Origin of the sequence: Streptomyces sp. NBC_00016 (genome assembly GCF_045040885.1) — a bacterium.
Taxonomy (GTDB): Bacteria; Actinomycetota; Actinomycetes; order Streptomycetales; family Streptomycetaceae; genus Streptomyces; species Streptomyces coriariae.
The window spans coordinates 6,943,151-6,955,419 of the sequence record NZ_CP108304.1; the positions used below are offsets into that span (position 1 = coordinate 6,943,151).

Consider the following 12,269-nt stretch of genomic DNA (forward strand, 5'->3'; position numbering starts at 1 on the left):
GCGGCAGCCGTCCCACGGCGCCGGTGCGTACCTCGCGGTCCCGGCGAGGTCCACCCCCACCCGGTGCCCTGGGACGGCTGCCCCTCCCCCCTCGGTGTGGCTTGTGGTGGTACGGGGCGGAACTGTCGTACTTCAAGTGTGAAGTTCTCGTGGAGAAGAGTTGAGCATAGGTCCGCCACCGGCCGCAATGGTGCGGACGGAGAAACTCCGCTTGTGCAGGTTGACGAGTTGACGACCTGTGGGCGGCCGGCGCGCCGACCACGGCCCGCCCTCGGCGAGTGCCCTCAGCCCCGTCCCACGTACGGCATCGCCGTCGCCAGCACCGTCGCGAACTGCACGTTCGCCTCCAGCGGCAGCTCCGCCATGTGCCGCACCGTGCGCGCCACGTCGGCGACGTCCATCACCGGTTCCGGCGCGGTCTCGCCGTTCGCCTGCAACGCGCCCGTCTGCATCCGCGCCGTCATGTCGGTGGCCGCGTTGCCGATGTCGATCTGGCCCACCGCGATGCCGTACGCCCGGCCGTCCAGCGAAAGGGACTTCGTCAGGCCGGTGAGGGCGTGCTTGGTCGCCGTGTAGGGCGCCGACAGCGGGCGGGGCGTGTGTGCCGAGACGGACCCGTTGTTGATGATCCGGCCGCCCCGCGGATCCTGCTCCTTCATCTGCCGGTACGCCCCCTGCGCGCACAGGAACGCCCCGTTGAGGTTGGTGTCCACCACGTGCCGCCAGGCGTCGTAGGGGAGTTCCTCGAACGGCACGCCGCCAGGACCGAAGGTGCCGGCGTTGTTGAACAGCAGGTCCAGCCGCCCGAAGCGGTCTCGCACGGCGTCGAAGAGGGCCGCCACCTCCTCCGGGCGTGAGACGTCCGTCCGTACGGCGAGATGCGTGCCCTCGGGTACCAGCGCGGCCGTCGCCTCCAGGGTCTCGGCGCGCCGCCCGGCCAGTGCCACCGACCAGCCCGCGCGCAGCAGTTCCACGGACACCGCCCGTCCGATCCCGGAACCGGCGCCGGTGACGATCGCGATCTTCGGTGGCCCGGCAGTGAGGTTCGCATCCATGGCCCCGCAGCGTACGTGAGCCCCGCCGCCGGAACCCGGCATGCGGAACGCACGCGTCCGACATCCGACTGTTGTGTACGCGCCAACCCGATGATGCCCCCGAGCCGTCTCCGGCCACTCCAATGCCTTCTGCCGCCACTTTTCAGGGGAGGACCGGAATGACACCCGCAGCCCACCAGTCCCAGCACGCCCCCGAACTCCGCGCCACCGCCCGCCACTTGGGACGCCGCCGCTTCCTCACCGGTACCGCGGCCGCGGCCGCGCTCGCCTTCACGGTGAACCTGCCCGCCGCCGGTACCGCGGCCGCCGCCGAGCTCGACCCGGCGCGGCTCACCGACGACCCCTTCACCCTCGGCGTCGCCTCCGGCGACCCGCTGCCCGGCTCCGTCCTTCTCTGGACCCGCCTCGCGCCCGTCCCGTACCGGGCGGACGGCGGACTGCCCGCCCAGCGGATCACCGTGCACTGGGAACTGGCCCGTGACGAGACCTTCCGCCGGCCCGTCAGACGCGGCACCACCCTCGCGCACCCGGAGTTCGGCCACAGCGTGCACGTCCAGGTCGACGGCCTCGAGAACGACCGGGTGTACTACTACCGCTTCAAGGCGGGCACCTGGATCAGCCGCACCGGCCGCACCCGGACCGCCCCCGCCCCCGGCGCGAAGGCGGCCGCCCTCACCGTCGGCGTGGTCTCCTGCCAGCGCTACGACCAGGGTTACTTCACCGCGTACAAGCACCTCGCCGAGGACGACGTGGACCTCGTCCTGCACCTCGGCGACTACCTCTACGAGTACGCCGTCAGCGGTGTCGGCGGCGCCCGCGCCTACCCCGCCGGGACCGTGCCCGCCGTCTACGGCCACGAGATGGTGACGCTGGACGACTACCGCCTCAAGTACGCGCTGTACAAGTCCGACCCGGACCTGCTGGCCGCGCACGCCGCCCACCCGTTCGTCGTCACCTGGGACGACCACGAGACCGAGAACAACTACGCGGGCGCGGTGTCGGAGAACGACGACCCCGCCGAGGAGTTCCTCATCCGCCGGGCCGCCGCCTACCGCGCCTACTGGGAGAACCAGCCGCTGCGCCGCCCGCAGCTCCCCGACGGCCCCGACCTCAGGCTCTACCGGCGGCTGCACTGGGGCCGGCTCGCCCAGTTCGACGTCCTCGACACCCGCCAGTACCGCTCCGACCAGGCGTACGGCGACGGCTGGAAGGTGCCGGGACCCGAGTCCGAGGACCCGGCCCGCACCCTCACCGGTGACACCCAGGAGCGGTGGCTGATCGACGGCTGGCACCGCTCGCGCGCCCTGTGGAACGTGGTCCCGCAGCAGGTCACCTTCGCCCGGCGGTACAACTCCACCACCGCGCCCTCCCAGGTCTCCATGGACTCCTGGGACGGCTACCCGGCCTCCCGCGAGCGGATCCTGGCGGGCGCGCAGGCATCGGGTGTGGAGAACCTGATGGTCCTCACGGGTGACGTCCATGTGCACTACGGCTTCGACATCAAGAAGGACTTCGACGACCAGGCGTCGAAGACCCTCGGCACGGAGATCGTCACCTCGTCGATCTCCAGCGGCGGCAACGGCTCGGCGAAGCCCGCCAACTGGGCCACCTTCATGGCCGCCAACCCGCACCTGAAGTTCTACAACGGCCTGCGCGGCTACGCGACCGTCTCGCTCGGCCGCGACCTCGCCCGCGCCGACTTCAAGACCGTCCCGTACGTCACCACGCAGGGCGCCCCCCTCACCACGGCCGCCTCCTTCGTGACCGAGGTCGGCGACCAGGGGCTCAAGCCCGCCTGAGCAGCCTGAGCCGCCTGCGCCACGACGCTCACGGGGCCGGCGGCCAGGCGTCGCCCCAGTCGGCGTCCCGGGCCGCCCGGTACAGGTCGCCGTGCTTCTTCGTCACCGTCGTACGGCTCAGCCGCTCCTCGGCCTCGCACAGGTCGAGGAGCACCTGCCCCTTGCGGATCTGCGGCCGCCGGACCACCCGGGAGGAGACGGGGGAGACGGGGAAACGGGCCGCGGCGACATAGCTGAACTTCTCGTCCTCGTAGGGCAGCGAGCCGCCCTTGACCTGCCGGTGCAGGGAGGAGCGGCTGACCCGCGCCGAGAAGTGGCACCAGTCCGTGCCGGGCACGATCGGACAGGCCGCGCTGTGCGGGCAGGGCGCGGCGACCCGGAACCCGGCGGCGATCAGCCGGTCGCGGGCCTCGATCACCCGGGCGTAACCGTCCGGCGTGCCCGGCTCGACGATCACCACGGCCTGCGCGGCCGACGCGGCGGCGTCCACCAGCACGGCCCGGTCGGGGGCGGCCAGCTCGTTGAGGACGTAGGAGACGGTGACCAGGTCCGTGGGGTCCAGGGCGAGGGCCGTGCCGATGCGGGCGCGCTGCCAGCGGGCGCCGCGCAGCGCCGGGTGCGCCGCGGCGACCTCGCGGCCGAGGGCCAAAGCGGGCTCCGCCCAGTCGAGCACGGTCACCGGGCGCGTCCCGTCCCAGGTGGAACTCACCGCCCAGGTCGCCGCACCCGTGCCGCCGCCCACGTCCACATGACTGGCCGGCGACCACTGCGGCACGGCGTCCGCGAACGCCTCCAGCGCCGACCGCACCGCCTCGAAGGTCGCCGGCATCCGGTACGCGGCGTACGCGACCACGTCCGCCCGGTCGCGCAGGATGGGGGCGTCGGTGGGGGTGGCGCCCCGGTAGTTGGCGATGAGCCGCTCGACGGCCTGTCCGGCCTGCTTGGGCGGCAGCCCGTCGAGCAGGTCCGTCAGGGCACCGCGGAGGGTCTCGGAAACGGATACGGAGACGTTCACCCCCGGATTTTCTCAGGTCCGGGCCACTGCCCTCACCGCACCGGCCGTCACCGCACCGGCCGTCACCGCACCGGCCGTCACCGCACCGGCCGTCACCGCACCGGCCGTCACCGCACCGCCATCGCCAGCCGCGTCCCCACCAGAGCCCGCGGCCCGCTGTCCGGCACCCGTCGCCTCGGATGCACCGTGTTCGCCAGCAGCACCACGAACGTGTCCGTCGCCGGATCCAGCACCAGCGAGGTCCCGGTGAACCCCGTGTGCCCCGCCGCGCCCTCGCCCGCCAGCTCGCCCATGAACCACGACTGGTCCACCGCGAAGCCCAGCCCCGGCGGGGTCAGCAGGAGTTCCACGAAGTCGGGGCCCAGGATCCGGGCGGTACCGTACGAACCGCCCGACAGCAGGGTGCGGCAGAACACCGCGAGATCGTGGCCCGTGGAGAACAGCCCCGCGTGACCGGCCACCCCGCCCAGCGCCCAGGCGTTCTCGTCGTGCACCACGCCCCGCAGCATCCCCCGGTCCGCCTTCGCCCACGGCCGCCGCTGGTCCTCGGTCGCCGCCGCGCCGGGGCACGGGCCGAAGTCGGTCGAGGTCATGCCCAGCGGACGGGTGATCCCCTCCCGCACGAGGACGTCGAGGGTGCGGCCGGTCAGCCGCTCCAGGAGCTGCTGGAGCAGCAGCATGTTCAGGTCCGAGTACATGTACGTGCCCGGTGCGCCGACCGGCGTCTCCGCGCGTAGCAGCGCCCACCGCCGGGTGTCGTCCGCGCAGTCGTACAGGGGCAGCTCGGGGCGCAGCCCGGAGGTGTGGGTGAGGAGCTGGCGGACGGTGATGCCGTGGGCGGCGGCCGCGTGGAAGTCCGGCAGATAGGCGCCCACCCGGGCATCGATGCCGAGCGTGCCGCGCTCGATCTGCTGCACCGCCGCGACCGAGGTGAACAGCTTGGTGAGGGACGCCAGGTCGAAAGGGGTGTCGACGGTCATCGGGATCCGCGCCCCGGCCGGGAGCTCCACCCCGGCGTCGGCCGCCGGGTCGTACGCCGAGTACCGCACCGCCCAGCCCACCGCCTCCCGCACGGCGATCACCGGGCCGCGCCCGGCGACCACGACGGCGCCCGCCGCCCAGGGCCGGTCGCCGGTGGTGAGGTCCACGACGTCGCGGACGAGGAGCCGCGTCTCCGCCGGGTCAAGCCCGGCCCGTTCCGGTGTGTCGACGCGCAGTCTCGGTGCGCTCAGCTCACTGCTCCTTCCGCGCCCGCCTTCGTCCAGGGACGGCACATTCCCACGAAGCAGGCCACCGCCACCAGTGCGGCAGCCAACTGGACGACGGCCATCGGGACGGCCGTGTGCTCGCCGGCGATCCCGACGAGCGGCGAGGCGATCGCGCCGATGAGGAAGGAGGACGTACCGAGGAGCGCGGAGGCGGACCCGGCGGAGTGCCGGACCCGCATCAGGGCGAGGGTCTGCGCGTTGGGCAGCGTGACGCCCATCGCGGACATCAGGACGAACAACGCGGCGGCCACCGGCGCCAGCCCGACCTCGCCGAACACACCCGTCGTCATCAGCAGCAGGGCGGTCGCGGCCAGCACGATCACCGCAAGACCGACGGCCAGGACCCGGTCCAGGCGGACGCGGCCCACCAGCACCCTGCCGTTGACCTGGCCGATCAGCACCAGCCCGACCGAGTTCACGCCGAACAGCAGGCCGAACGTCTGCGGGGAGGCGCCGTAGATCTCCTGGACCACGAACGGCGAGGCGCTGATGTACGCGAACAGCGCGGCGAAGGTGAAACCGCCCGTGAGCATGTACCCGGTGAAGGGCAGGTCGCCGAGGAGCCGGCGCATCGAGCGCAGGGCCTCGCCGACCCCGCCCGCGTGGCGCTCGGCGGCGGGCAGCGTCTCCGGCAGCCGGGTCCACACCACCACGGCCAGCAGCAGCCCCACCCCTGTCAGGAGCACGAACACGCCCCGCCAGTCCGTCGCCCGCAGGATCTGCGCGCCGATCAGCGGCGCCACGACCGGGGCGACCCCGGAGATCAGCATCAGGGTGGAGAAGAACCGGGCCATCGCCACGCCGTCGTACAGATCGCGTACGACGGCCCGCGCGATCACGATCCCGGCCGCGCCCGCGAGCCCCTGCAGCAGCCGGCAGGCGACCAGCAGCTCCACGGTGGGCGCCAGGGCGCACAGGGCGGTCGCCACGACGTAGACGACGAGTCCGGCCAGCAGCGGGCGCCTGCGCCCCCACCGGTCGCTCATCGGGCCGACCACCAGCTGCCCCAGCGCCATACCGGCCAGGCATGCGGTCAGCGTGAGCTGCACGGTCGCGGCGGGCGCGTGCAGGGAGCGGGTCACCTCCGGCAGCGCCGGGAGGTACATGTCCATCGAGAGCGGGGGAGTGGCGGTCAGCCCGCCCAGCACGAGCGTGACGAGCAGCCCCGCCCGGCGCCGGGCGGACAGCGTCGGCCCCGCTCCCTCGCCCGTGCGCGTACCCCGGTCCGTCACGGCCTTCGGCGCCGCGTCAGGTATGGCCCCACCCTCCGGCATCCGGCCGCCCCTCCCTTTCCGACATCTGTGCCACCTATGCTCTCAGCTCGAACACACTGCTGGGACGGCACGAGGACGGGGCAGGGTATGACGACGGACACGGTGCGGTGGGGCATCCTGGCGACCGGCGGGATCGCCGCCGCGTTCACGGCGGATCTGATCGACCTGCCCGACGCCGAGGTCGTCGCGGTCGCCTCGCGCTCCGAGGTCTCCGCGAAGGCGTTCGCCGACCGGTTCGGCATACCCCGGGCCTACGGCGACTGGGCCGCGCTCGCCGCCGACGAGGACATCGATGTCGTCTACGTCGCCACCCCGCACGCCGCCCACCGCGCCGCCGCCGGACTCTGCCTGGAGGCCGGGCGGAACGTGCTGTGCGAGAAGGCGTTCACGCTGAACCTGCGCGAGGCCGAAGAGCTGGTCGCGCTGGCCAGGGAGCACGACCGCTTCCTCATGGAAGCCATGTGGATGTACTGCAACCCGGTGATCCGCCGCCTCAAGGCCCTCGTCGACGACGGCGCGATCGGCGAGGTCCGCACCGTGCAGGCCGACTTCGGCCTCGAAGGCCCCTTCCCGCCCTCGCACCGGCTGCGCGACCCCGCCCAGGGCGGCGGCGCCCTCCTCGACCTCGGCGTCTACCCGGTCTCCTTCGCCCACCTCCTGCTCGGCGCGCCCTCGGGCATCGCCGCCCAGGCCGTCCTGTCCGCCGAGGGCGTCGACCTGCAGACGGCGCTGGCCCTGTCCTGGGACTCCGGCGCGCTCGCCGCCCTGCACTGCTCCCTGACCGGCGGTACGGGCACCACCGCCTCCGTCACCGGCTCACGCGGCCGGATCGACATCCCGTCCGGCTTCTTCCACCCCGACCGCCTCGTCCTGCACCGCGCCGGGCGTGACCCCGAGGAGTTCGCCGCCGACCCGGCCGACGGACCCCGGACGACGCTCCGGCACGAGGCCCGCGAGGTCATGCGCGCGCTGCGGGCCGGCGAGACCGAGTCCCCGCTGGTCCCGCTCGACGGCAGCCTCGCGGTCATGCGGACCCTCGACACGGTCCGCGAGCGGATCGGCGTGCGCTACCCCGGCGAGGACGCGTGACAGTTCGCGAGACGTCCCGTCTCACCCGCTTGGTACCGTCGACCCATGGTCACCCAGTCCGGTAAGCCGGCCCCCGACACCACCCGCCGCAGCGAGCGGTCCCGGCGCGCCATCTACGACGCCGCGCTCGCCCTCGTCGCGGAGACCGGCTACGCGAAGACCACCATCGAGGGAATCGCCGCCCGCGCGGGCGTCGGCAAGCAGACCATCTACCGCTGGTGGGGGTCGAAGGCCGACGTCCTGCTGGAGGCCTTCCTCGACCTCAGCGAACAGGCGGCGCGGGACGCGGGGGCCTCGGCGGAGGAGCCGTACGTCATCCCCGACACCGGCGACCTGGCCGCCGACATCAAGGCCGTCCTGCGGGCCACCGTCGACCAGCTCACGGACCCCAGGTTCGAGGCGCCCTCCCGGGCCCTGGCCGCCGAGGGCGTGGTCAACGAACAGGTCGGCCGCGAGTTCACGGCCAAGCTGATGGAACCGTCCATCCAGCTGTACGTCGACCGGCTGCGCGCCGCGCAGGAGGCCGGCCAGGTCCGCGCCGACCTCGACCCGCGCATCGCCCTGGAGTTCTTCATCTCCCCGCTCGCCCAGCGCTGGCTCCAGTACACGGGCCCGATCTCCTACGAGTACACCGACGCCCTCGTCGACTACGCCCTGCACGGTCTCGCGCCCCGGTGAGCGTGCCGCACATAGGCCACTCTGGCCCCACCCGTCCCACCTGCCCCGATTCACGGCTACGGCCCCCCGATGCGCAGGATGGTGGGACCATGAGGCATGCTGTCCGCACCACAGCGAGGCGAGGGGACAGATGAGCGCGGAGTTCGGCGGCCGGACCGGCCTGTGGGGCAAGATCTCGGAGTGGCTGCGCACGAGCGGCCCGACGGAGGCCGCCGACGACGGCGACCGTGAGGCCCTGCTGCTGGCCGCTGCCGGAGCGGGCTTCCCGCTCGCACCCGCCGCGCACCCGGCTCCCGGCTACGGCTGCTCCTGCGACCGGGTCGGCTGTCCGACCCCCGCCCGGCACCCGGTGTCCTTCGCCTGGCAGACGCAGTCCACGACCGACCGCGCGCAGATCGAGCGCTGGGCCCGCCACCAGCCGCAGGCCAACTTCATCACCGCCACCGGCATGACGCACGACGTCCTCGACGTGCCGCTGGAGGCGGGCCGGCAGGCCCTGGAGCGGCTGCTCGACTCCGGCGTCGAGGTCGGCCCGGTCGCCGAGAGCGACGACGGCCGCATGCTGTTCTTCACCCTCACCCGCGGCACCCCCGAGGACGAGGACGAGTGGTGGCCGTGCGCCCTGGACTGCCACCCCGAGACCATGGACGAGCACCCCGGCCTGCGCTGGCACTGCCGTGGCTCCTACGTCCTGGTACCGCCGGCCCGGCTCCCCGGCGACGACGGCCGTCGCGTGCACTGGCTGCGCGGACCCGAGCACGCGCTGCCCGACCCGCTGACCCTCCTCGAAACCCTCACGGACGCCTGCGCCCGCCACGCCGGCCAGGAGCCCGACCACGCGAACACGGCCTGGCCCTCACGCCACTGACGCGCCCCGAAAGGGGCGCGGGGAACTGCGCCACCGGCCACGACGCACCCGCGGGTGGACGACGCACCCGCGGGCGGTTCGCCGGACTTCCCAGCGGAGCGCTCACGCGCCCTTCGCCGCCGTCAGTCCCTCCAGGCGGCTGAGCATCGACACCTTGCCGTTGCCCGCGCCCTTCGCGGGGGCCAGGGCGACGTCGTTGGCGACGAACTCCATCGTCAGGGACTGCTTGACCTCACCGGTCGTCAGCGCGGCCACGTTCTTGTTCGGCGTGGGCACGGCGGCGCCCGCCGCGGCCGTCTGCTTCATGTAGTGGTGCGTGGTGAAGAAGACCAGCGCCCCGCCGTCCGCGGTGCGCAGCGCCAGCGGCGCGTAGTCACCGCCGGTCAGCGGCTCGTCGATGTACTGCGTGGCCAGGCCCGGCTTGGTGGCGTTCTTCGCCCGGGTCGAGCGCAGCGCAGCGGTGTACGCGCCGTCCGCGAAGGCACCCTTGCCGCTCTGCAGGTACGCCGCGTAGTCCTTGCTCAAGTCCTTGGGGGCGACGGCCAGTTCGGCGGAGTCGGCGGGTACGGCCTCGGCGTGGCCGTCCTTGCCCGCCTGCTTGAACTCCGGTACCGAGCCCGGCGCCACCAGCGTCAGATAGGTCGCCTGCCACGGCTCCGCCCGCTCGCCCCGGCTGAACACCATCAACCAGCGTGCGTCGCCGCCCTTGTTGCCCTTCGCGTCGGCGACGAACCAGCGCGGCCAGCCCGCCTTCTCGACGATCGTGTACTTCACGTCCGACAGCACCAGCGGTGTGTGCTGCGGGTTGCCGTCCGGGTTGTTGACGCGGCCCGCCTTCAGTCGCGCCTCGTCGATGATCCCGAGGGCACCGGTGGTGTAGTCGGCGTCCAGGGAACTGTCGTACGCCGCGTCGGCCTTGTTGTAGGCGGACGTGAACTGCTCGACCGCTTTCACGGCTTCCGCCTTCGTGGCGGCCGGGAGCAGTTCGAGCTCCCCGTGGACGACCACGCAGCCGCTCGCCGTGAGCGAGACGGCGGTGAGCGATGCCGCTAGGAGTGCGTACCGGTCACGTGCGCGGAGCCTTCGACTGCGCGGAACCCCGGTCGTCAGGCTGCGTTCCCTGCTCATCAGGCGACTTCACCTTCCCCTTCCCGGAGGCGAACCCTACCGGGGCGAGGAACAGCGCGAGCGTCGGGACCAGGTACAGCAGCCACACCGTGACCTGGAGGACCGTCGGATCGGGCTGGAAGTTGAACACGCCCTTCAGCAGCGTGCCGTACCAGCTGTCCGGCGGAACGGTGCCGGTGATGTCGAAGGCCAGGCTGTTCAGGCCCGGGACCAGGTCGGCCTCCTGGAGGTCGTGGACGCCGTACGCCAGCACGCCCGCGGCCACCACGACGAGCATGCCGCCGGTCCAGGTGAAGAACTTGGCGAGGTTGATCTTCAGCGCGCCGCGGTAGAACAGCCAGCCCAGCAGGACGGCCGTCGCCAGGCCCAGGGCCACGCCGATCAGCGGGCGCGGGGTGCCGTCGCCGGCCGCGTGCACCGACGCCCACACGAACAGGGCGGTCTCCAGGCCCTCCCGGCCGACCGCGAGGAAGGCGGTGGCGACCAGGGCGCCGGTGCCCATCGCGAGGGCCGCGTCCAGCTTGCCGTGCAGCTCCGACTTCAGATGCCGGGCGGTGCGCCGCATCCAGAACACCATCCACGTCACCAGGCCGACCGCGAGGATCGACAGGGAGCCGCCGAGCGCCTCCTGCGCCTGGAACGTCAGTTCCTGGGAGCCGAATTCGAGGACGCAGCCGAAGCCGAGCGCGAGCACGACGGCGACGCCGATGCCGATCCAGATCGGCTTGAGGGCGTCCCTGCGGTCCGTCTTCACCAGGTAGGCGATGAGGATGCAGACGACGAGGCTGGCCTCCAGGCCCTCGCGCAGTCCGATCAGATAGTTGGAGAACACGGGCTCAGGCCTCCTTGGAGAACAGCGTCCGGCCCCACCAGTCGTCCTTGTCGCGGACGCCCGGCGGGACGGCGAAGACGGCCGAACCCACGTGCTGGATGTACTCGTTGAGCGCGTCGGACGCGAGGTTGCGCTGGACGCGGACGAAGCCCTCGCGCACATCGCGCTGGTAGGCGAGGAAGAACAGACCGGCCTCGAGCCGGCCGAGGCCGTCGGTGCCGTCGGTGAAGGAGTAGCCGCGGCGCAGGAGCGTCGCCCCGTGGTTGGAGTCCGGGTGCGCGAGCCGTACGTGCGCGTCGGGCTTCATCGCCTTCAGGAACGGCTCGTCGCGCTCCTTGGCCTTGCCGACCGGGGCGCCCTCGCCCTTGTCTCGGCCGAAGATGTCCTCCTGCTCCTGGAGCGAGGTGCGGTCCCAGGTCTCGATGTGCATCCGGATCCGGCGGGCGACGAGATAGGAACCGCCCACCATCCAGGCCGAGTTCTCCTTGACGTCCTTCTCGCCGACCCAGACGAACTTCTCCAGCCGGTCGGTCTCGGTGCCCGCGATGTTGCGGGTGCCGTCCTTGAAGCCCATCAGGTTGCGCGGGGTCTGCGCGTCGGGCGTCGTGGACGAGGTCTTGCCGAAGCCGAGCTGCGACCAGCGGATGACGACCTTGCCCATGCCGAGCCGGGCCAGGTTGCGGATCGCGTGCACGGCGACCTGCGGATCGTCGGCGCAGGCCTGGATGCACAGGTCGCCGTTGCTGCGGGCCGCGTCGAGCGCGTCCCCGGCGAACGTGGGCAGGTCGATCAGGGCGTCGGGCCGCCGGTCGGCGAGGCCGAGCTTCTTGAACAGCGACGGCCCGAAGCCGACCGTCAGGGTCAGCCGGGACGGCTTGAGCCCCAGGGCCTCGCCGGTGTCGTCCGGCGGCGCCTCGGCGAGACCGCCGAAGGCGCCCTCGCCGACCGCCTTCCCGGCCGTCATCCGGCGGGCCGCCTCCGTCCAGTCCTTCAGCAGCTGGACGAACTCGGCGCGGTCCGTGGTCGTCACGTCGAACGCGGCGAAGTGCAGCCGGTCCTGCACGGGCGTGGCGATGCCCGCCTGGACGCGGCCGTGGAAGCCGATCGCGGCGCCCGCCTCGGCGGCCGCCGGATCGACGTCTTCGCCGGTGCGGGTCATCGCGACCGCGCCGCCGGCCGCGGCGGCACCGAGCGCGAGCCCGGCACCGCCCCAGCCGATCAGCGACCGTCGGGACGGCACGCTGCCCTGGGTCTCGGTCATGT

The 12,269-nt window shown here is 72.8% G+C and carries 11 protein-coding genes; 4 read left to right on the forward strand and 7 right to left on the reverse strand.

What is annotated here, in order from left to right; genetic code table 11:
• Positions 1-284 precede the first annotated feature (284 nt).
• Positions 285-1,055, reverse strand: coding sequence for an SDR family oxidoreductase (locus OG933_RS30660; RefSeq protein ID WP_405630008.1), 771 nt, complete (start codon positions 1,053-1,055; stop codon positions 285-287).
• Between the two features lie 158 nt (positions 1,056-1,213).
• On the opposite strand from OG933_RS30660, the gene OG933_RS30665 reads away from it, so the two are divergent.
• Entirely contained in the window at positions 1,214-2,854 is a 1,641-nt protein-coding gene (locus OG933_RS30665; RefSeq protein WP_405630010.1) for an alkaline phosphatase D family protein, read from the forward strand.
• A gap of 28 nt (positions 2,855-2,882) precedes the next feature.
• Here the strand turns inward: OG933_RS30665 and OG933_RS30670 are convergent, their stop codons facing one another.
• The 3 genes from OG933_RS30670 to OG933_RS30680 all read right to left on the reverse strand — a co-directional run bounded on the left by OG933_RS30670 (position 2,883) and on the right by OG933_RS30680 (position 6,411).
• Positions 2,883-3,869, reverse strand: coding sequence for a small ribosomal subunit Rsm22 family protein (locus OG933_RS30670; RefSeq protein ID WP_362523946.1), 987 nt, complete (start codon positions 3,867-3,869; stop codon positions 2,883-2,885).
• 107 nt (positions 3,870-3,976) lie between these two features.
• Positions 3,977-5,143 (reverse strand): serine hydrolase domain-containing protein, encoded by a 1,167-nt coding sequence (locus OG933_RS30675; RefSeq protein ID WP_405630013.1) that lies wholly within the window; start codon positions 5,141-5,143, stop codon positions 3,977-3,979.
• Positions 5,098-6,411, reverse strand: coding sequence for a multidrug effflux MFS transporter (locus tag OG933_RS30680; RefSeq protein WP_405630014.1), 1,314 nt, complete (start codon positions 6,409-6,411; stop codon positions 5,098-5,100). Before OG933_RS30680 ends, OG933_RS30675 begins: the two co-directional genes overlap by 46 nt.
• 87 nt (positions 6,412-6,498) lie before the next feature.
• On the opposite strand from OG933_RS30680, the gene OG933_RS30685 reads away from it, so the two are divergent.
• The 3 genes from OG933_RS30685 to OG933_RS30695 all read left to right on the forward strand — a co-directional run bounded on the left by OG933_RS30685 (position 6,499) and on the right by OG933_RS30695 (position 9,046).
• Complete coding sequence (locus tag OG933_RS30685) at positions 6,499-7,500, forward strand: Gfo/Idh/MocA family oxidoreductase (RefSeq protein ID WP_362523940.1); 1,002 nt, start codon at positions 6,499-6,501, stop codon at positions 7,498-7,500.
• 45 nt (positions 7,501-7,545) lie between these two features.
• On the forward strand, positions 7,546-8,178 hold the full coding sequence (locus OG933_RS30690; RefSeq protein WP_020126794.1) for a TetR/AcrR family transcriptional regulator: 633 nt from the start codon (positions 7,546-7,548) through the stop codon (positions 8,176-8,178).
• Between the two features lie 130 nt (positions 8,179-8,308).
• Positions 8,309-9,046 (forward strand): bifunctional DNA primase/polymerase, encoded by a 738-nt coding sequence (locus OG933_RS30695; protein WP_054238023.1) that lies wholly within the window; start codon positions 8,309-8,311, stop codon positions 9,044-9,046.
• 102 nt (positions 9,047-9,148) lie between these two features.
• On the opposite strand, the gene OG933_RS30700 is transcribed toward OG933_RS30695, so the two are convergent.
• Genes OG933_RS30700 through efeB form a run of 3 tightly spaced genes read right to left on the reverse strand, consistent with a single transcriptional unit; the run spans position 9,149 to position 12,267 of the window.
• Positions 9,149-10,174: a hypothetical protein gene (locus OG933_RS30700; RefSeq protein WP_362523937.1), complete on the reverse strand. Its 1,026-nt coding sequence runs from the start codon at positions 10,172-10,174 to the stop codon at positions 9,149-9,151.
• Positions 10,113-11,006: an iron uptake transporter permease EfeU gene (gene efeU / locus OG933_RS30705; protein WP_362523935.1), complete on the reverse strand. Its 894-nt coding sequence runs from the start codon at positions 11,004-11,006 to the stop codon at positions 10,113-10,115. Before efeU ends, OG933_RS30700 begins: the two co-directional genes overlap by 62 nt.
• Before the next feature lie 4 nt (positions 11,007-11,010).
• Positions 11,011-12,267 (reverse strand): iron uptake transporter deferrochelatase/peroxidase subunit, encoded by a 1,257-nt coding sequence (efeB, locus tag OG933_RS30710; protein ID WP_362523933.1) that lies wholly within the window; start codon positions 12,265-12,267, stop codon positions 11,011-11,013.
• Between the last annotated feature and the right edge of the window lie 2 nt (positions 12,268-12,269).

Coding starts and splice junctions, on each gene's coding strand:
- OG933_RS30690 (WP_020126794.1), top strand. CDS start 7,546: ATGGTCACCCAGTCCGGTAAGCCGGCCCCCGACACCACCCGCCGCAGC.
- OG933_RS30700 (WP_362523937.1), bottom strand. CDS start 10,174: ATGAGCAGGGAACGCAGCCTGACGACCGGGGTTCCGCGCAGTCGAAGG.
- OG933_RS30665 (WP_405630010.1), top strand. CDS start 1,214: ATGACACCCGCAGCCCACCAGTCCCAGCACGCCCCCGAACTCCGCGCC.
- OG933_RS30680 (WP_405630014.1), bottom strand. CDS start 6,411: ATGCCGGAGGGTGGGGCCATACCTGACGCGGCGCCGAAGGCCGTGACG.
- efeB (WP_362523933.1), bottom strand. CDS start 12,267: ATGACCGAGACCCAGGGCAGCGTGCCGTCCCGACGGTCGCTGATCGGC.
- OG933_RS30660 (WP_405630008.1), bottom strand. CDS start 1,055: ATGGATGCGAACCTCACTGCCGGGCCACCGAAGATCGCGATCGTCACC.
- OG933_RS30685 (WP_362523940.1), top strand. CDS start 6,499: ATGACGACGGACACGGTGCGGTGGGGCATCCTGGCGACCGGCGGGATC.
- OG933_RS30695 (WP_054238023.1), top strand. CDS start 8,309: ATGAGCGCGGAGTTCGGCGGCCGGACCGGCCTGTGGGGCAAGATCTCG.